Source organism: Marinospirillum sp. (genome assembly GCF_014859565.1).
This window is the reverse complement of sequence record NZ_JACUUA010000060.1, coordinates 1-18,702: the sequence shown is the minus strand read 5'-3', so window position 1 is coordinate 18,702 and position 18,702 is coordinate 1. Positions and strand designations below refer to the sequence as shown.

Annotated in this window: 24 protein-coding genes; 12 read left to right on the top strand and 12 right to left on the bottom strand. The window is 46.8% G+C overall.

What is annotated here, in order from left to right:
* Positions 1-46: 46 nt before the first annotated feature.
* Both IBX50_RS09685 and dcm read right to left on the bottom strand, forming a co-directional pair.
* Positions 47-346, bottom strand: coding sequence for a hypothetical protein (locus IBX50_RS09685; protein ID WP_292255416.1), 300 nt, complete (start codon positions 344-346; stop codon positions 47-49).
* A 25-nt stretch (positions 347-371) separates the two neighbouring features.
* Positions 372-1,610: a DNA cytosine methyltransferase gene (gene dcm / locus IBX50_RS09680; RefSeq protein WP_292255415.1), complete on the bottom strand. Its 1,239-nt coding sequence runs from the start codon at positions 1,608-1,610 to the stop codon at positions 372-374.
* Between the two features lie 266 nt (positions 1,611-1,876).
* Between dcm and IBX50_RS09675 the strand changes: the two genes are divergently transcribed.
* Entirely contained in the window at positions 1,877-2,590 is a 714-nt protein-coding gene (locus tag IBX50_RS09675) for an Eco47II family restriction endonuclease (RefSeq protein ID WP_292255413.1), read from the top strand.
* Positions 2,591-2,891: 301 nt separating this feature from the next.
* Here IBX50_RS09675 and IBX50_RS09670 read toward each other — a convergent pair whose 3' ends face one another.
* The 8 genes from IBX50_RS09670 to IBX50_RS09635 all read right to left on the bottom strand — a co-directional run bounded on the left by IBX50_RS09670 (position 2,892) and on the right by IBX50_RS09635 (position 7,730).
* Positions 2,892-3,125 (bottom strand): plasmid partition protein ParG, encoded by a 234-nt coding sequence (locus IBX50_RS09670; protein WP_292255412.1) that lies wholly within the window; start codon positions 3,123-3,125, stop codon positions 2,892-2,894.
* The gene (gene parA, locus IBX50_RS09665; protein ID WP_292255411.1) at positions 3,122-3,748 is read right to left on the bottom strand and encodes a ParA family partition ATPase; all 627 of its coding nucleotides are present in this window, start codon (positions 3,746-3,748) and stop codon (positions 3,122-3,124) included. Before parA ends, IBX50_RS09670 begins: the two co-directional genes overlap by 4 nt.
* A 180-nt stretch (positions 3,749-3,928) precedes the next feature.
* On the bottom strand, positions 3,929-4,858 hold the full coding sequence (locus IBX50_RS09660) for an endonuclease (protein WP_292255409.1): 930 nt from the start codon (positions 4,856-4,858) through the stop codon (positions 3,929-3,931).
* A gap of 153 nt (positions 4,859-5,011) precedes the next feature.
* On the bottom strand, positions 5,012-5,533 hold the full coding sequence (locus IBX50_RS09655; RefSeq protein ID WP_292255408.1) for a metal-dependent hydrolase: 522 nt from the start codon (positions 5,531-5,533) through the stop codon (positions 5,012-5,014).
* Positions 5,520-5,762: a hypothetical protein gene (locus IBX50_RS09650; protein WP_292255407.1), complete on the bottom strand. Its 243-nt coding sequence runs from the start codon at positions 5,760-5,762 to the stop codon at positions 5,520-5,522. Before IBX50_RS09650 ends, IBX50_RS09655 begins: the two co-directional genes overlap by 14 nt.
* A complete protein-coding gene (locus tag IBX50_RS09645; protein WP_292255405.1) occupies positions 5,749-6,525 on the bottom strand; it encodes a hypothetical protein in 777 nt (258 codons plus the stop codon). The genes IBX50_RS09650 and IBX50_RS09645 overlap by 14 nt, the downstream gene beginning before the upstream one ends.
* Before the next feature lie 20 nt (positions 6,526-6,545).
* The gene (locus IBX50_RS09640; RefSeq protein WP_292255403.1) at positions 6,546-7,289 is read right to left on the bottom strand and encodes a hypothetical protein; all 744 of its coding nucleotides are present in this window, start codon (positions 7,287-7,289) and stop codon (positions 6,546-6,548) included.
* A gap of 150 nt (positions 7,290-7,439) precedes the next feature.
* Positions 7,440-7,730: a hypothetical protein gene (locus IBX50_RS09635; protein WP_292255401.1), complete on the bottom strand. Its 291-nt coding sequence runs from the start codon at positions 7,728-7,730 to the stop codon at positions 7,440-7,442.
* Positions 7,731-7,823: 93 nt separating this feature from the next.
* Here IBX50_RS09635 and IBX50_RS09630 point away from each other — a divergent pair, with 93 nt between their 5' ends.
* The 4 genes from IBX50_RS09630 to IBX50_RS09615 all read left to right on the top strand — a co-directional run bounded on the left by IBX50_RS09630 (position 7,824) and on the right by IBX50_RS09615 (position 11,547).
* The gene (locus IBX50_RS09630) at positions 7,824-8,051 is read left to right on the top strand and encodes a hypothetical protein (protein WP_292255399.1); all 228 of its coding nucleotides are present in this window, start codon (positions 7,824-7,826) and stop codon (positions 8,049-8,051) included.
* Between the two features lie 71 nt (positions 8,052-8,122).
* Positions 8,123-8,275: a hypothetical protein gene (locus tag IBX50_RS09625; protein ID WP_292255397.1), complete on the top strand. Its 153-nt coding sequence runs from the start codon at positions 8,123-8,125 to the stop codon at positions 8,273-8,275.
* Positions 8,265-10,892: a DEAD/DEAH box helicase gene (locus IBX50_RS09620; RefSeq protein ID WP_292255396.1), complete on the top strand. Its 2,628-nt coding sequence runs from the start codon at positions 8,265-8,267 to the stop codon at positions 10,890-10,892. The genes IBX50_RS09625 and IBX50_RS09620 overlap by 11 nt, the downstream gene beginning before the upstream one ends.
* Positions 10,893-10,929: 37 nt before the next feature.
* Positions 10,930-11,547 (top strand): recombinase family protein, encoded by a 618-nt coding sequence (locus IBX50_RS09615; RefSeq protein WP_292255394.1) that lies wholly within the window; start codon positions 10,930-10,932, stop codon positions 11,545-11,547.
* Positions 11,548-12,630: 1,083 nt separating this feature from the next.
* Here IBX50_RS09615 and IBX50_RS09610 read toward each other — a convergent pair.
* The gene (locus IBX50_RS09610) at positions 12,631-12,897 is read right to left on the bottom strand and encodes a hypothetical protein (protein ID WP_292255392.1); all 267 of its coding nucleotides are present in this window, start codon (positions 12,895-12,897) and stop codon (positions 12,631-12,633) included.
* 20 nt (positions 12,898-12,917) lie between these two features.
* On the opposite strand from IBX50_RS09610, the gene IBX50_RS09605 reads away from it, so the two are divergent.
* Entirely contained in the window at positions 12,918-13,382 is a 465-nt protein-coding gene (locus tag IBX50_RS09605; RefSeq protein WP_292255390.1) for a hypothetical protein, read from the top strand.
* A gap of 179 nt (positions 13,383-13,561) precedes the next feature.
* On the opposite strand, the gene radC is transcribed toward IBX50_RS09605, so the two are convergent.
* Positions 13,562-14,083: a DNA repair protein RadC gene (radC, locus tag IBX50_RS09600; RefSeq protein WP_292255389.1), complete on the bottom strand. Its 522-nt coding sequence runs from the start codon at positions 14,081-14,083 to the stop codon at positions 13,562-13,564.
* Between the two features lie 343 nt (positions 14,084-14,426).
* Between radC and IBX50_RS09595 the strand changes: the two genes are divergently transcribed.
* The 6 genes from IBX50_RS09595 to IBX50_RS09570 all read left to right on the top strand — a co-directional run.
* Positions 14,427-14,849, top strand: coding sequence for a hypothetical protein (locus IBX50_RS09595; RefSeq protein ID WP_292255387.1), 423 nt, complete (start codon positions 14,427-14,429; stop codon positions 14,847-14,849).
* Positions 14,850-15,365: 516 nt separating this feature from the next.
* A complete protein-coding gene (locus tag IBX50_RS09590; RefSeq protein ID WP_292255386.1) occupies positions 15,366-15,581 on the top strand; it encodes a hypothetical protein in 216 nt (71 codons plus the stop codon).
* Positions 15,582-15,628: 47 nt separating this feature from the next.
* The gene (locus IBX50_RS09585) at positions 15,629-16,540 is read left to right on the top strand and encodes a HindIII family type II restriction endonuclease (protein WP_292255385.1); all 912 of its coding nucleotides are present in this window, start codon (positions 15,629-15,631) and stop codon (positions 16,538-16,540) included.
* A 17-nt stretch (positions 16,541-16,557) separates the two neighbouring features.
* A complete protein-coding gene (locus tag IBX50_RS09580; protein WP_292255383.1) occupies positions 16,558-17,478 on the top strand; it encodes a site-specific DNA-methyltransferase in 921 nt (306 codons plus the stop codon).
* Positions 17,479-17,720: 242 nt separating this feature from the next.
* Positions 17,721-18,248: a 3'-5' exonuclease gene (locus IBX50_RS09575; RefSeq protein ID WP_292255381.1), complete on the top strand. Its 528-nt coding sequence runs from the start codon at positions 17,721-17,723 to the stop codon at positions 18,246-18,248.
* A gap of 2 nt (positions 18,249-18,250) precedes the next feature.
* The coding region (locus tag IBX50_RS09570; protein ID WP_292255379.1) for a recombinase family protein at positions 18,251-18,702 on the top strand (452 nt) is incomplete at its 3' end.

Sequence of the window (18,702 nt, the reverse complement as noted above, 5' to 3'; positions counted from 1 at the left end):
GGTAATGCGGGTGGTGGGTTAGCGTACACTTTCGTTCCATTGGACTTCAAACCCCAGTTCCGCTTTGTTTTAATTTTTCAATAAAATCTAATATTTCTTGCCAAACTTCTGTCTCGTACGCTATCTCTTCTGTTTCTCCAATTTCATTTGTTTTGTAAACTGAGAATCTTGGGTAATTTGGCTCCTCTCTTTCCTCAGGGTTTTTACTGTCTATGAAAATCTTAATACCAAGCAATCTTGAGTAGATAGATGGGCAAATATCATTTCTATTACTATGGTCATAAAATGTTGGCGGTATTTTCTCTTCGAAATAATTTTTATTGAAAATCAATTTGTTTGAATTCATTTTCTTTCCATCCTGCCGATTAATTTTAATTTATTTTTTCGATATCATTCAACAATCTTACCAATGAATTACCTAATGCTCTTGCCATGTTTACTGGTACCGCATTTCCAATTTGCTTATAAGCAGAATTTTTTGACCCTTTGAACTCCCAATTATCAGGAAATGTTTGGATTCTCGCATACTCACGCACCTGCAATGGCCTTGTCTCAATAGGATGGCAGCGTTCAGTCTGTTTTTGTGCAGGTGAAGTTGTTAATGTTAAACTTGGCTCATCTAAGGATAGGCGTCTTGCCATACCTGTTTTACCCCCACCTAAAAAGTAGCTTCCCCCCATATATTCACGTTGTAAATCATCTGGTAAGTTTCGCCAGTATCCTCCCTGTGGTACTTTACACATAATTTCTTTTTTTCTTTTCGGATACTCTTGTCCTTCAGATTTAGGTACATCTGTATCGTATAGTTCTCCTGCATAAAGCACGTCTCGTATTGTCATTATTCTTTTGTATGGTGAAGGCCAATGAAAACGAACTTTTCCTGATAAATCCTTTCTTATCCCAATCATTATTAGTCTTTCTCTTTTTTGCGGCACCTTATAAAATATAGCCTTGAGAACCCTTGCATCAATTAAATCATAACCTATTTCATTGATTATATTTTTTATTGTATTTAGTGTCTTTCCGTTATTATGAGTTGATAAAGCTTTAACATTCTCAGCAAGAAATAATTTAGGTTTTGTTTCTTTTATAGCTCGTGCCATTTCAAAAAAAAGCGTCCCACGTGTATCTTCAAAACCCAAGCTTTTTCCCGCATAAGAAAAGGCTTGGCATGGGAAACCGCCAGTCAGCACATCAACCTCATGATTTATTTCTTTGAAGTTAATATTAGAAATATCCCCTTCCACAACATTCCATTCAGGCCTGTTATGTCTTAATGTGTTGCAGGCATCTTTATCTATTTCATTCAGAAATATACTTTTAAGTCCTGCTTGCTCCATTCCAATGGCTAGACCGCCGCCGCCAGCAAATAGCTCAACCATTTTAAATTCTTTTATTGGTTTTATTGAGTGCTCCTCATCCCAATTACTTTCGACCATAGAGTTAATTTCTTTAAATTCAAGCAAATTATTTATATCTATTTTTCCTGTATATTTACAAACATTTAACTCACCTTTTTTAACCCTTGCGTTTATTGTTGCTTTAGATTGAGATAGTATATCTGCTAGCATTTCAATACTGTAGCTGGCTTTATTTTGGATACCATGCATAATGACGTTTCCACTTTCACGTTAGACACTGTATCAATATACACCATTCCGTTATACAGGTCCAGTATTTTTTCAAGCCCATCTACTTTTTAAGGTGTCTACTATTGCGCTATAGTCTTCCTAAAGCTGTTTCAGATATTTTAACTTATTGTTTATAAAAGACTTTTTTAATTACGGTATTTTTGTGAATTCTCCAAAATTTACCTGTATGATACGCTGCGTTTTTCTTAATAAAGAAATCACTCGGCTAAAGGAGATTAACAACTATGTCGGCATTTGATAAAACAAAACTTAAAGAAGCTATACGCGGCAGTATCAGAAGAGTATATCAAGCTCAAATTGTAGGACAAGACATCTATCGTAACACCTTGGATTGTTTCTCGGCTGTAATAGATTCATTGTCTCAAAATATTAGTTTGGATCAATGGATGAAACAAGAGCATGAAAGACAAATACAAAAAACAAAGCAAAATGCAATAGGTACACTGCATGAAGAAATAATTGGATCAGTTGACGGTGTAACTCTTTTGCCTATAGGGAATGTGGTTGACATTGTGCACCATGGAAAAAAGATAATTGCTGAAATCAAAAACAAGCACAACACCACAAAAGGTAATCATAAAGTTTCTATTTACAGAGATCTAGAACACAAGCTAAATGGTTATCCTGGTTATACTGGTTACTATGTTGAGATTTTACCTAAAAACGCCACTGTTTATAATAAACCTTTTATCCCTTCCGACAATCAATCTCATATGACATTGCCATACAGGGAAGATATTCGTGTAATTGATGGCCGGTCTTTTTATTCACTCATCACTGGTAACCAAAGTGCTATTGATGATCTTTATAATTTACTGCCTTTAATTGTATCAGAAATAATATACGAAGATTTTAATGTTAAACTAGACCCTTCAATAGTGACTTCATCTGTTCACTTTTGTAATAACTTTAATAAGGCGTATGTGTCGGGTTCCTGATGCTCAGCTCTCATTAAGGAGTTATCCTTTGCTTGCTGCGGTAGTGGGCGTTGGGGGCTTTCGCTTTCGCGCCCCCATAGCAGTTATTCAGCAATGATTACGGAATCCAGCGACTGAATGAATTCACGGCTGCCCAAAAGCAGGTAGCGTGCAATTTGTGCATCCGTGTGCTTTTTTAACGGCTTCAACAGTGCTGGGTTCCGCAGCTTGGTTATTTCAAGCGCTGTTTTTGCTAAGGCACTCTGGCGTGTGCGGTAAAGTTCGTAGCTTGTTGTGTTTCATTTTAATCACTTTTACTTTTCTACGCTTTTCCATATTTCTGCAAAAGCAGTTCCCGCACTTCATCCGCTATTTTGCTGCCCCGCATAGCGCATTCTGCTTTGATCTGGCGGTGTAGGTCTTCCGGTATATCAATGGTCAGGCGCTTCATTTTCGGTTTGTTTTCGTCTTCGGGTGTTTCGCGTTTTTCCACCCAGTCGTCAGCGGTTGGGGTTTGTTTGGGTTTGGCACCAAAGGCCACTTTTTTTCCGCTCATGCTGTGCGCTCCTGCAGTTCTTTCTTGATGGCTTCAATTTCTTCAGCCGCCTGTTTGTCTTTGGTTTCAAAAACGGCTTTACCAACAGCAGCCGTTTCTGCAAAAACCACCCGCTGGTTAATGCTGCTGGCCAGCACCGGCAGTTGATAATTTTCCAGGGCTTCGCCCACGTCGCGCCCGATTGCTGTATTTACGATTTTACGGTTAATTACAAAAAAGGCTTTCAGTCTTTCTTTATAAATCTGGGCTTCTTTGATCAGCTGCACCACTTCGTCAGCCGCCCAAACATCATAAGGGCTGGGCTGCACGGGGATCAGCACCACGTCAGCGGCCATAATCGCGGATCTGGCCAGCTCTGTTACGCGGGGTGGCCCGTCGATAAAAACGTGGTCGTAATCCTTAGCCAGCTGGGTAATTTCTTTGTGGATCGTGGGTCGTGGTAAGCCAAGCACAGTGAAAAGGGGTTCATCTTCCCGCGCTGCAGCCCAGTCTAAACTGCTGCCCTGGGGATCAGCATCCAGCAGCAGAACACGCGCTCCGCCACGGGCAAAGCTGGCCGCCAAGTTGACGGAAAGCGTTGTTTTTCCTACGCCGCCCTTCTGGTTCAGGATGCTGTAAATCATCTTTTCACCTTTTGCGCTTTTAAGTTTTTACGATTTTGTAAAAATGATTTTAGCCAGTTGCCTGGTAAAAGTGAAGGGTTTTTGATGTTTATTTTTTAACCAGTCGGTGAGCCATTCAGCCGGTGTACCGATGGGCAAACTGCCCACCGGGTTACCCACAAATTTTGTGGATATTTTTAGTTAGCGGCAGTTTCCAGCTTTGGTGAATCCGGCAGCCTGTGCCTCGGCCTCAATCGCAAATTCAATGCGGTTTTGCTCTGCAACTCGGTTGTAACTTGGGCAACCTTGGGGCAGGTGGTAAACCTTGCTGTTTTTGTTGCCGATGATTACGCCCTCGATTTTTTGAGTAACTGGGTGGTTCTTTGGCAGTGCAGAAAAAAGTCCATCGCCGCTGTTTTTATGGCCGAGTGTCCAGGTGCGTTCAACGGTTACAAAAGGGTTCGAGTGCCCCATTCTGGCCGCTATCCTGCGGTCGCGTTCGCGCTCCCAGTCACTAACAGGGTGTTGCCGGTGCCAAGCCAGCATCAGCTGCTGCTGTTGTCGGCTCATGGGCACGTCGTAACGATCATGAATGTAAAAATAAATTCGGGCAATCTGGCCTTTTACCGCATCCCTTGGTTCAGCCGTTCGTGCCGAGAAATCCACCTTAAAATCACAGGCTCCGTGCTGCTTTTGTGTCCCTGGTAAAACCCCAAACTGGTAGTTACTGCGGTCTGCATTCACTTCACCCACTGCGGGGGTCAGGTTGTGCATGTCGGCTTCCATTGCCCTGAAAACAGGATCTGTTTCGCCGCAGTTAGAGCGGCCACCCTGCTGCCAACACTGACGCAGTTGTCCAAAGCTGCTGGCCGGTACGATATGCTCCCACTCGGTTCGGTTGGCTCGGGTTGGCTGGCTACGGATCTGGTAGCCGCAGCTTTGCAAGTTTGTCCTGCCACCGGAACGCCCTACCCATTCCCAGTTGCAGCCACAATAAAAAGTCCCCGCCTCAGTGCGGTCGTGGTAAACGTAGCGCCGCGCTTCGGTCTTGGCCTGTTCAAAATTCGCCGGTGCCGCTAGGGTTGTGCTGGCAAAAAAAATTGCAGCAAATAGTAAAAAAGTCTTTCTCAAATTCATCACCAGTAAGCGCATTTAGTGATCAGCTCCATTGCTGCATCAGCCGCATCATTAGCCAAGACAAGAGTGTGTATGTGCCAACCAACTGATACTAAAAGCAATATATACAAAATACGCTTGTGCCAATCACACCTTCTTTTTTGGTTTCTAGAAGAATCTGAAACGATTTGCCCGCCATTCGCTCCCATCAATCACCCCCTGGTTGTATAAACCATGCCAATCATAAAAAAATGGGTACCAGCCGCTTGAGGCGCTGCCGATCATCATAAACACCCCAACGCAGGCCGCCACCACGCCAAATGAAATGGCATATTCAGCTGGATCACCTGTCCGAAAACGCCCACCAAATAAATGAAACCGCCTGTCACTATAAGGCGAAAAGGGCACACCGGAAACCGTCATAGCATCACAAATGATGTGGGTTAAGCCGCCCCAGGCAAAAGCAGCAAGTACACCGGTCGGCTCCAATATCCATGCGGCCAGCAGTGCAACCAACCAAACAGCTAAGTAATGAGTCGGTCCACGGTGTTTAACGGGTCGGCCAATGCCTTTAGCGATCCATTCCATCCAATCGGGGGCAGTAGCGCCCAACATGGCGACCGGCACCAATGCGGGGTTAATCAGGGCAGTAGTTGCGCCGCCTATGGCGACATGGTTAATCCATTTCATCGGTTCCCTCCCTCCACTCCGGCCAGCAGATGTAACACGCCCAGCCGGGGTTTTGTGCCAATAGTTCCATGCGTAATTCTTCGGGCTCAGCTTCTTTCCCGACATAGAGCGGTATTTCTGTTGTGCCGTAACAGTATTCGGCAATCCAGTTATAGGGGTAGTCCGCAATCCAGCACCTCGCAGAGTCGCACCAGAAAAGCCGGATCTGCTTTTTCTTATGGCGTTTCATGGCCTGCCCTCGGTAGCCGTGTAATCCGCTTTAAGTAGCCGTTAACAGTTTGTGCGTGTCGGTCGTCACACTGACCAACGAGTATTAAACGATGCTGCACTAGCGCAGTTTCCGCCATGATCAGTGCTTGTTGTGCTTGAGCAACTTTCGTCAGGTGCTGAACTTGCTCATCTACACCAACCACACCCTGAGCAACCCGCACCTGTGACCTGGCTTCCAAGCTGGAATAAAGCCCCAGTTCACGGACAGCATGATTGCGCTGGGCAAGCGCGGCCATCAGTTGCCCGATGGTTTCAGCAGTGGCGGTGCGCCGCATGTACTCGCGCTCTCGTTCTCTATTCAGTTCCGTTGCTGAGTAGAGCGGCATCCGCGCAACAATTCCTGCGTAATAGCCGCCCAGATCAGTCTGGCCGGTGGGGTCATAGTACCCCCGGTTGCCATAACGCCCTTCTAACTCAAGCTCCAAGCGAAATTTACTAGGTTCTGGGTAGCAGTTGGTCACGCTTTTAAAAATAAGGTCACCATCAACATAAGGAGCAGATTGCAGCGGGGGGATTTGTGTATGGTGGTCGCCCTGGGTTTGTTCGTCAAAACGCGGCAGCTCGTAGGGGCGTACCCGTGGAGGGGGTTCTGGGTCGCTGGCGGCATCGGCCCAGGGGTTATGCAACGGCCACCAGCCACGTTGTTCTTCTGCGGCTAATTGCGCCGAAAAAAGAGCAATTATCAGCAAAAAAACCGTTTTATTCAGTTTTACTCTTTTCATTTCTGAACTCCTTTTCAGTGTTAGTCGGGTCGCGCTGCGCGTCTCCCGCTGCCGAGAACTTTTAAACCACCGAGGATCAGAGCGGCTTCCCACCAGCCAATGCCTATGGCAATCACGATGATCAGCCACATAACAATGCTGGTGGCATCGTAAGCGGCATCAGTCATCAGTCGTGTGCGCTGGGGTTCGCGCCGGTCAATTATCGTGCGTAGGTTCGGCGGTAACCTGTTTTCTTGGCTGGTTGCAATCAGCCAGATATTGGCTGAAATCACGCAACGCCGCGCCAGTTCAAGTTTTCGGCCAGTGAGTTTGTGCGCGTCGTCAATAAACAAAAGCGCACCGGTGTCCGCCAGGTAGTCGGCCAACCGCTCGGATCTTTGTTGCTGATTCAGCTTTGCCCAGGGCCGAAGGGTGTAATCGGGATCATGCTCTGCAGCGGCTTTTTCCAGTTTATCGTGCCATTTCTCAACATGGGGTTGGTCAGTCCAGGTACTGACTGGATGTAATGCCCCCAAAAAAACCGGCGCAGCACTAATTTTTGCACCCCAGATTTTTTCCCATTTTCCGTGCATCCGCTGGAGCCAGCGGCTCTTGCCCGAATCGTGGGCACCAAACACCAGATGACATTTTCTTTTACTGATGTAGGTTTCACGGCGTTCTCGCTGTGCAGCGTATTTGCGGGGGGAATCAACAATGATGGGGTCAACAATCACCGTGCCATCAGCGCGGGGACGGCAGTGTTTTTTCAGTTTCAGGTATCGCATAGCAGGGGTTCTCCTTGTCCAATGGACATTTGTTATTTTCGGATTTCCGAAAATAAAAAAAACCGCAGGTAAGGGGGGTGAGTCCGACGTACCCAGTCTATCCCGACCAATATTGGCAAAGCGTCCGGGATAAACCAACGTATTATTCGGTCACCTTCTCACCTTGGCCTGTAGTTCACTAATCTCATTCGGATACAGCCTATAAACAGGCACAGCCATTCGTTTAATCATTCGATCAAAAAGATCTAGCTCTTGCTCACTGAGCGACCTTATGCCTTGATAGCGTACTTTCAAAAACGCCTCTCTCTCTTCATTTGTCCGGTACTCAAAGGGCAGTCTTTCAAAGCTCAAGTCTAGGTCTTCGTCAATGCCTGGTAACTGATGCTCTAGCAACTCACTGTTTTTCCGGTGTACTTCATAGACTCCCTGTTTTTCACTCATGATTTTTATCCCTAGCTGAACAGTCAAACGAGTTGACTTTTGTGGCGCAAAATGTAAATTTTGCAGATGGGTATTAGTTGAGGATTTTTGATTATGCAGTTACGCGACGCGATTTCACTGAAGAAGAATCAGGTGCTTGACCAAAGTCAAATAAAAATAGATAACGATGGTTGTTGCCTGCTGTTTTTCCGAAACAAGCTAACAGATCAGTGGTTAAAGTTAGAAACTTACAGACATGAAATTAGGCGGTTCAAGACCGCTAAAGCCGCTTTTGCAGCTGCAAAAAAAGTGGGGTTTGATGAAGTATTAGTAAAGATGTAGGAATTGAGAGGCTGGTTAGAGGGTGCTGGTAACACCCTCTAACCTGTGTAATCCATTACAAGGTAATCACAATGATCAGTTTATTTGCTCTTAATCAAGAGCGCAAGTTATCTACCTGCGTTAAATTGTTTTATAACAAAACAGAAGGACGCCAACTAACAAGAAAAATTGCCCCAAAAATTTCAGGGCAAAAAAGCATGGAGGCTCCCCGTTATGCAGCTTGAGCAGATTCTATCCTTCTTTGATTTTGTGCAATCATCCGGCAAGCACGACCACCGCGCCGCCTGCCCCTGTTGTTCCCGCGAAAATTCAAAAAAACGTAAAGAGCGCAAACTGGTTATTACGGAAATGCAGCCGGACAGTCAGTTCGACCGCTCCCGTGTGGTTTTTTACTGCTATGCCGGTCACTCGCACAGCGAAATCCGCGATGCAGTAGGGCTGACTGCTCAAGACCTGATCACTGATGAGCGTAGTTTTTCCGCCAATGAAAAGCGCGAATGGGCGCGTAAAAAAGCCGAGGAATCGGCGGCGAATGAGCGCCTGATTCTGACTGCGTTCAGCAATAAAAAAAGGCGTGGTCTGGTCACGCCAGAAGATGAAAAAAGGGCTGCTCAGGCTCAGGAAAAAATCAGTGAGTTACTGGGTAAACCCCTCGTCAGTGCTGCCCACCAAACCCCACGCCAAGCCTTAATTAAAGCTTGCTACGAACACAAGGCTGGAATCAATCCCCAAGGACTAGAAAAAGCCGCACAGCAAGCCGGTGTTGATCTGGTAAAAGCCCAACAATGGTGGGCGCATCACTTGGCTGGTCGTGCCGCACCAATGCATCAGTCAATTCCGGTGGTTAAAAAATTCACCCGGTTTTCCAGCCTTGAGAAAGCGCTAACCGAGGGAAAAAGTGCCTTTGTTCAGGCTCCCTTGGGCACCGGCAAGACTTCCGGCCTAGCCAAGCCGTTGATCGAAAAAGCCAGAAAAGCAGGGAGGCCGGTTCTGGCCGTCACTGTTCTCCGCAGCCTGGCAGGCCAAAATGCAGAAACCCTGGAGCTGGACATTTACACGGAAACGCCAGAGCTATTGGAACTGAGTGGCGGCATATCCAGCACCGTACACGGGGCAACCCGTGAGAGCATGATGCCGTTGATCACCGACCTGGCATCTAAAAATGGGCTGCTGGTCATCGACGAAGCCGCCCAGGTGTCCAGCTTGCTTTTCGGTGCCTCCAGCATTTTAAGCGGCCAGCAAAAACAGCGATTTTTGACGCTACTGGATGGTTGTACGCTCTTCGGGGTGCAGATAGTTGCCCTCGATGGTGATGTTACCCCCACAACCGCCCATCTTGTTAAGCAGCTGAATCTGCCGATTTTTGCCTGTAATGAGCAGGCCCACCTACCACCCAGAGTTGAACTCTTCCCGGCCCAGCGCGTTAAAGTAAATGGAAAGAAGAAAGACAATCAGCCCCTGCATGAATCAGTGATTAAAAGCCTTCAAGCTGGCAGAAAAACTGTCATCTTCTGCACCACCCGGCGCGGGGCCGAGGCTGCCCATGCGCTCTATTCACGCGAGTGTTCCGGTCGTTCTTTATTGCTGACAGCACGCACTACCGCCGAGCAAGAGCAGGCACGTTTTTTAGCTGATCCCAATGCACAAGCCACAGAATATCAATTAATTGTCTACAGTCCGGTACTCAGCTCAGGGTTCAGTGTAACCAGCATTGAGGCCAACATTTTTGGCTTTATCACCCATGATAGCCTTGATGCACCTGCAATCTGGCAGTTAGCAAGACGGTTTAGATGGGCTGCCGGTGGCACCGTTAAAATCGCGGCCAACTCGCATTTTATGCGGCCTCAGCGCGAATACATACCAGCACAAGAGCTGGAATTAGAAGCCCAGCAAGCGGCTTGGCAAGACGGTGGTGAAGTAGCAATAAACTGCACTTTTACTACCGGACAAATTGCAGCCCTGCAGCAAAAAAACCTCAATTCTTCTAACCCCTTCCTGATCCTGCACGGTCACCTGCTGAATGCGAGTATTCAAGTTTCTACCTGTTACGAAGAATCCAATAGAGAAGGTATTGAAGAAGTCGCACAGGCGCAGCTGGAAACCAAAGAGAAAGAGATCGAAAGCACGCGCACAGCAGAGCGCATTAACGAACTGGAAGCTGATCATTTATCAGCAGTCAGTGCCGGTAGAGAAAAAGATGCTGCAAAACTAGCCCGCTATCAGATCGAACAGGCATTACAGCTTGGGTATGCCGATTTTGACTCAGCTGGGAACCTACCGCATGAGCTGGCTAAAAAAGCTATTTTTGGTGGGCTGATTAAACAGGTTGAACGGCAAACCCTGCTCAAAGCCGCCGCCGCTGGTGTTGATCTGGATGCACTTTCTGGTGATGCCGAGCAAAGCGTTTTTGCCTTCAAAAAGCACACAGCCCAGCAGGTCGAGCTGGTGAGCCGGATTATTGATGACCTTAAAGATGTAAACGGTGAAATTCGGTTTACTGGTACCGATGCCGAGCGCCTAAGCACAACTTTCCGGAAAGCAGTCAAACCAACCTACCATCTGATCACCAAACCACCGGCTGCAAAAGCACCCAAGCGCCTGCATACAGCCTGGTTAAAAAATCTGCTCACCGGCTGGGGTTTTGAGTTGCAATCCAGCCGGGTAAGTAGCTGGAGAACCGCTGCTGACCAGTGGGTTTATTCTGCTAATACGCTTGCTGATGTAGAAAAATTTTCAGCCAGAAAAACAGCGGTTATGAAGCTAAAAATTCAGGCTAAAAAAAATGTACAGTTACACCCTGAAAGCCTTGTAGGACAAGGGCTAGAGGGTGTAACAGGATAATTTCTTTTCTTATAAGCGGCGGGGCTTCTGTTACACCATGAGCAAACAGAAAATTACAGCTTATTTGAGAGTTTCAACTGATGCTCAGGACGTGGATAACCAACGCCACGGCATCCTTGAGTATGCGAATGCTCAGGGGTTTTCTGGCTTAGAGTTTGTTGAAGATACAGCCAGTGGCAAAAAGAAGTGGCGGCAGCGGAAGCTGGGAAAAATGCTGGATGAACTGCCCCAGGGTTCTGTTTTGATTTTTGCCGAAATCAGCCGAATAGCGAGGAGCACCCTGCAGGTGTTGGAGGTGCTGGAAAAATGCACTGAGCAGAAAATTAGCGTTCATATCGCCAAACAAAAAATGATCTTTGATGGTTCACTGCAAGCCACGATTACCGCAACGGTTTTGGGCATGGCTGCAGAGATCGAAAGGGAGTTTATCTCGATGCGGACGAAAGAGGCATTAGCAGCAAGAAAGAAGGCCGGTAAGATTCTGGGGCGGCCACCAGGTAAAGCTGAAAAACTGAAATTGGACGCTAAAAAAGAAAGAATCCAGAAGCTGCTGGATAAAAACCTGAGCCAGCGTTCCATAGCCAAGCTTTTAGAAATCCCTCCATCCAGTCTAAACGATTACATCAAACGCATGGGTATGGTACCCAGCTCTTAGTTTTTACTGCACCGAGACAAAAAGTCTGCCCGTCAGCCCACAGGGGGCTTCCGCGCAGATCCGCTGCACCCACCCAGCCAAGCGCCCTTAAAATTCACGCCACAGTCTTTTTTCTACACCAGCGCCCCTTTTGCTGTTCCAGCCTGAGAGCCGTGCCTTCGGTTAGTGTTCTGGTGCATTGTGTAGGCAGGCCAACAGCCGCCAAGCACAAGCTTTTGCGGCCAAAACCCACGGCCACACCGCTTCAGCTCGGCTGGCTGGCCTGCCCTTGGCTTTGTTCTGGTTGGTCATTTGCTCCCAGGCTTTCACTGCAAACCGGCGCTTCACCGGCTGAATCGAGTGTCCCAGTTTTTTTCAGCAGGCGCTTGGCTCTCCCGCCCGAGCAGCGGAAACCCGGTCGGCATCCAGAGGTTCATGATAACAAGTTATCATGAACGAACAATTTTACTGGTTCAGCTAGCTCCCAAAACCCTTGGCGCATCGCGTGTGATACAAGCCCATGATAACTCGCTCGTTATCATGGGCTGCTAGTGTTGTGGTGCGTCACGTTCAGCGGCTTGCTTCTCAGCCGCAAAACCCATGCGGCTTTAAAGCAAGTCCCCCGCCTCCCCCACCCAGCCGGTTTTTAGGGCTGCAAAGGTCAGCGCTTCTAATCCGTCGCCCGCAGCAAGCGGTAAAGGTCGCAGGCTCCCAATACCTTTTGCTGCTCCCCGCGCCGGAAAAGTCGCACTTCTCAATGCAGCCCAAAACCGGCTCTCCCGCCCTTCGGTCGGCGGGGAAACCCCCTAATAGGCAAGTTCAGGTAACCATCAACACCAGCGCCCCTTTTGCTGTTACAGCCTGAGAGCCGTGCTTTCGTTTGGTTTTTTGGGTTCATCAGCAAAGCTGGCCAACAAGCCGATGCGCTCAAACCTTTGCGGCCAAAACCCACGGCCACGCAGTTTCAGCGCATCTGGCTGGCCAGCTTATTGGTTTTTTTTGGTTTACCTTCTGCTCCTAGGCTTCCACTGCAAACCGGCGCTTCACCGGCTATTTCCAGTTCTCTGATTCGTTATTCATCAGGTACTTGGCTTATAATTCGATTCATTTATCAGATGGGTAGCAGCGTGTGTAGGTTGATTCGGTAGTGGTTATGCTCTTATTACTGATAAACACAAAACCATAAAATCGTAAAAACTCAAAAGCGCAAAACATTAAAACCTTTTTTTGCTTCCCCAACCCCGCAAAACCCAGCGGGTTTGGGGAAGCCCCCGCCACCCCCGCCCAAGCAAGCGTTTTGCATTGCATTTTTTTCTGCCTGAGAGCCGTGCTTTCATTTAGTTTTTTGGGTTCATCAGCAAAGCTGGCCAACAGCCGATGCGCTCAAACTTTTGCGGCCAAAACCCACGGCCACGCAGTTTCAGCGCATCTGGCTGGCCAGCTTATTGGCTTTATTTTGGTTTACCTTCTGCTCCCAGGCATTTCAAAAATGCGCTTTTTTCGCTTGCTTCTCCCACCCTTTTGGTGGCGGGGTAAACCCCGTGCTCAAAGCCCTCTGGCTGGTTTCACCAGGTTGGTTTTTTTGTGCCTTCAACACCGCTAAAACCCGGTTAATCATGGCGCGTAAAGACGATGGCGGTGCCGTTTATACTTCGTCCGCGCCCATCTTCAGTGGTGCTCAAAGTCTGCTAAAACCTCCCGTTGGCTATCCGTCCTGGATGCTACGGCTCCTGCCTGCGCGTGCATCCATGCACTTGCTGGGCGGCTTCGCCGCCGGTGGCAGCGGCCAGCGACTCCAGTGCGAACTGTTCGGGGTAAGGACAAGGCCGGTGGCTTTTTTTGTCTTCTGGCGTTAAGTAATAGCGCAGCATCCGGTCACTAATGCCGATTTGTTCAGCAGCGCCGCGAATAGTAAGGCCACTCTTTTCGATTAGCTCCCGCAGTCTCTGCGGGTCTGGGTCGTGTTGCTGTGCATCTGGTTTCAAAACGTTCACCTTCCGGTTTCAAAAAAAGCCCCCTTTCGGGGGCTGCTGGTTTATAAGTTGCCGTGGCTTGCGTAACTGTAGCAGCCTCTGGCACTCACAATGAAATGGTCTAACAGTCTGATGTCTATGGTGCTTAACGCTTCTTTTATTCGGCGCGTGATCGCGTCGTCTGATCTGCTGGGTTCCAGTAAATTAGATGGGTGGTTGTGGGCAATAATTACTGCAGCTGCGTTTTGTTGCAGTGCTTTTTTCACAATCTCGCGGGGGTACACGCTGGCCGCATCAATGGTGCCGATGGCTAAAACCTCATGCTTGATTAAATAATGTTGGTTGTCCAGCCATAGAGCGTGCATTTCCTCATGTTCCAGGGTTGCCATTTTTAACTGCAGGTACTGCTGCACCGTTTCCGGTTTGGTGAAACTGTACTCCAGCACCCTGGCGGTCATTTTCTGTTCAATCATTTGCACCGCATCAGTAATCAGTTTTTTTTCAGCAATGCTGAATAGCTGGCTGGTGTAACCGGCAAAGGTTGCAGGGTAGTCGTCAAGAATATCCCAGTTTTTTAGTATCATTTTGCTGCTCCTTGGGTTCGCCGCGCCTGGTCTGGCTGGCTTGCGTCTTAATTATATGAACTGTTGTTCATATCAGCAAGGTTTAAAAGGTTACATTTTGTTATTCAAGCTGTTGTTTTTAAAAGTAAAAATTTAATTTTCCAGGTTCTAGTATTGACTCCAGACCTAGCAACCCCTTCTCATTTTACCGTTAATTAAATAACGTTTAATGGTGTGTATTTTTGATCATCCAGTCTTACGGCGCATCGCGTTAGCGTTACCATAATAACGAAAAATACTTGCAAGCCAGCTTCCCTTTTGTTAGATTATCGTTAATCAGATAACGAAAAAAGGGGTCGTCAACATGGGAAGGCCAAATAAAAAAGTCACCGTTTCAGAACTGGCGTGGATCACTGAATACCTGGTCGGTCGTGTGAATCGTGCCGAGTACAAGTTGCAAATGTTTCGAGCTGATAAGCGTAATCCAAATAACGCTGAAAATCCAAAAGCTGTGGTTTATCGCTTGGCTGCTGATGTGGTTGAACTTGTGGCAATGCCAAAACTACGGCAGGAGCAGCAGTGGCTGGATTTGCTTAGTCGTGTGTTAGAGCGGGTTAACACTTGGATTAACACTTACCTCAACCCTGGTGACAGAAACCGCATGTGGACGGCTTATCGGGTCGCTAAGAAGGGTGGCTTTGATCCGTATGATCTGATGTTGTTTGAAACTTATGAAATGGTCATGAGTGAGCTTCAGCCGCAACCACTTGAGCCAGAGGAGCAATAAAAGCGTTATCTTTTTAACGGAAACAAGGTGTTTTGTAGTGAACCAGCAGCGCAACTATCTGGCCGGTGGTGGGTGACGGGCAGCCCAAACCGTGAATTGATCGCCTGTTGAGTTTTCAAAAGTGCTGAGTACCCGTCAGGGTTATCCTACCAGAATCTGGTAAGGGTTGATGGAGAAATCTGATTAGCCAAAAAGGTGTGATTAAATATTCTGCTTGTAAACAGCAAAATGATCACGCTGTTGGTTATTTCCTGCAAATACTCAAAAATTGCAATAAAAGCAATAAAAATAATTGGTTGCGGTAACGGGGGGAATATTGGGATAATATACCTGCCGTCTGCTTTTCCAGCAGTAACTTTGGTTGGATATGAAAGAAACATGAGGTGTTAGAGTGCTTTACCTTCACCCATGCAGTTTTGTGTATTATAAGAGAAAATTAAGTAAGTTAGGTCTTTGTGTCTAGTATAAAAATGTTAGTTTCTTAAGAACGCGCCACATCGGAACATGGTAGATGTAATGAGAAATTTAGAAACTTATGATGCGCCACTTCAAGCTGGTGATACCGAAACACAGACATTAGGCTGTAGACACACAAATCCAGAAATTTGTGCCAAAAACAGCATTCAAGGCAAGTGTGCATTTACAAGCAAAGACAATATATGCAAAACGCCACCGGCTTCATGGCTAAAGAAGTATATGAAGCTGAAAAGTGCAGGCACTATGAATAATTAATTTTGACTATTTATTTAATAATACAAATATTTCGGAGTGATACGCAAATGAAAGTTATAACAAAAGTGGCAATTCAACGCAGGGAATATTGGGTTGAAGAAATCCGAAAAATTAGCGGCAATTTTGGAGTTAACTCAGAAAGACTTGAAAACGAACTTTCTACGGAGTTAAAAAAAGAAGGGGCCGGTTCCCTCATAGACCATCTTCGCCTAAGCGGTGATATACCAGAGTCGTTTGGGCATGATACAAGCGAAGAAAAGCAATATTCAAAATATACTGATGCGCTCCTATCAGAGACATACAAATCACTTGGCTTGAAAAGTTTAGTTTTGAAAGAACGAGCAGATGCGGCAGACGTTGAAGCGTTCGCAAGAAATTACAGTTTTGTTGCAGATGCAAAGGCATTTAGATTGAGTCGCACTGCAAAAAATCAGAAGGATTTCAAAGTCCAAGCAATGGATGGCTGGAAACGTGGAAAGCCTTATGCAATGGTTGTTTGCCCTATTTACCAATTACCAACAAAATCAAGCCAAATATACGAACAAGCAAGCTCAAGAAATGTTTGTATATTTACGTATTCACATCTTGCAATGCTAGTTTCCTTTTCTTTGCTAGAGAGCAAGGAAAAAGCAGAGGATCTAATTCACGAAATATTTAAGGTAATACCCGCACTGAATCCATCAAAGGATGCTTCGCAGTATTGGCTTGCCGTGAACAAAACAATGCTTGGTTTTTCAAAGAAAATTGATGACCTTTGGAAGCTAGAAAAACAGGCTGCCGTTGAGTCAATTATTGCGGCAAAACAAGAAGCACTGTCGTTTCTTGCGGCTGAGCGTGAGAAAATCATGCGCATGAGCCACGAAGATGCACTCAAAGAACTCATCAAAGTTCATAAAATTGAAAGCAAAATTAAAGTCATTAATTCCGTTTCAGATAATGGCCTTCTTGGCATAAGGTAAAATTAATGAGCAAGTGTTTGAACAAGATCATCCATGGCGACAGCATTACTGGAATTAAAGAAATTCCTGATAATTATGCTCATTTAATTCTCAGTGATATTCCGTATGGTATAGGCGCTGAAGATTGGGATGTGTTGCATGAGAATAAGAATTCCGCATATCTCGGTTCGAGTCCTGGCCAAGAAAAAGCGGGTGCTATTTTTAAGAAACGTGGAAAGCCGATAAATGGTTGGTCTGAAGCAGATCGTGAGATACCAAAACAATATTATGAATGGTGCGCAACTTGGGCGTCAGAGTGGTTGCGTGTTCTAAAGCCTGGCGGTTCTGTTTTTATATTTGCGGGTCGGCGTTATTCACATCGCTGTATCTCTGCACTAGAAGATGCAGGATTCAGTTTTAAAGACATGTTCTCATGGATGCGTCAGCGTGCCCCACACAGAGCGCAGCGTGTGAGCATTGTTTATGAGCGACGAGGTGATTTGGAAAATTCCAAAAAATGGGATGGTTGGCGTGTTGGAAATCTTCGCCCAACTTTTGAACCGGTTCTTTGGCTTACTAAACCTTATAAAATAGGAACAACTATTGCAGATAATGTTCTGGCTCATGGCGTTGGTGCGTTTAATGAAGGTGCCTTTTTAAAATACGAAAAATCACCTGATAACGTTCTATCATCTGGGTTTGTTTCTGGTGAAACCGGGCAGCATCCAACACAAAAACCAATAAGACTAATGCAAGCCCTAATAGAGCTTACAACACAAGAAGGTCAAATTGTTTTAGATCCATTCTGTGGAAGCGGCTCAACGCTTATCGCTGCAAAATCACTTGGAAGAAAATATATCGGTTTTGAAGCAAACGTGAAGTATGCAAAGGTCGCGGAAGAACGACTCAAGAATGAGAAATCTATCCAGTCAAGTCTGTTCTTGCAATCAAGCAGCTAATCGGGTAGCTGGTGGTTTCTGGGGTTTGAAGTCCAATGGTACGAAAGTGTACGCTAAGCCGATCTGTATCGTCATGCTCCTTGCTTACTCCCTGTATTCCATTTTAGTTCAAATCTCTAACCTTTTTTTGAACACTGCTCAAAATTCCATTTTAAGAGTTTTGAGCAGTGTGTTAGGCTGGTGTTCATAACTGTTAAGATCAGTGCGTTTTCTTGCTCAGCCAAAAAAGGGGGTATAGCTAGATGGAACCGATAGCACCGAACTGCGTTTACCTGGATCTGGAAACCACTGGATTAAACCGTACCTCTGAAGATGAAGCGGTCGAAATTGCAATCGTTGGTGCTGAGGGTGAAACGCTATTACACACGCGTTTACGCCCAAAACGGCTAGCGGTGTGGCCGGGTGCTGAAGCTATCCATGGTATCAGTCCAGCGGATGTTCAGGATTGCCCAACGCTGGACGATGTGCTGGATCAGGTGATTGATGCGGTTCGAGGGCGGCAGCTGGTGATTTATAACTCGGCTTTTGATCTGGATTTTTTGCCACCGGCGGTGGTGGATGCGACGGCGGGGCATTGCTGTTGCATGGAAGCCTTTGCTCAATTTTATGGCGAGTGGGACGAACGGCACGATGATTTTCGCTGGAAAAAGCTGGTGTTTGCTGCGGATCATGTGGGGCATGTGTGGAGCGGATCAGCTCACAGTGCGCTGGCTGATGCTCAGGCAACGCGCAGCGTGTGGCAGTGGCTTGTTCGGCATGGGGTTTTTTAATCATGGGTGATTTAATCGGCTGGGCGCGGGTGTCGTCATTGGGTCAGGATCTGGCTGGCCAGGTGCAGGAGCTGGAGTCCGCCGGTTGCCGCAAGATTTTTCAGGGCAAGCATTCAGGCAAGGCAGAAACCAACCAGGCGGCGCTGGATGACATGCTGGCTTATCTGCGCGAGGGTGACACACTCGTGGTCACCAAGTTAGACCGGTTAGGCCGGTCACTGCGTCAGGTGCTGGCCGTGGTGGATCAGCTCAAAGAAAAGGGCGTGACTTTGCAGGCATTGCATCAAGGGCTGGATACCCGCCGCTCAGATCCGATGAATACCGCCATGCTCCAGCTGCTGGGCATGTTCGCGGAAATGGAGAGAAATTTTATTGTTGAACGCACCTGGGCAGGCAAGGAGAACACCGGCAACTTCGGCGGGAGAAAGCCCAAGCTTTCCCCCGCGCAGAAGGC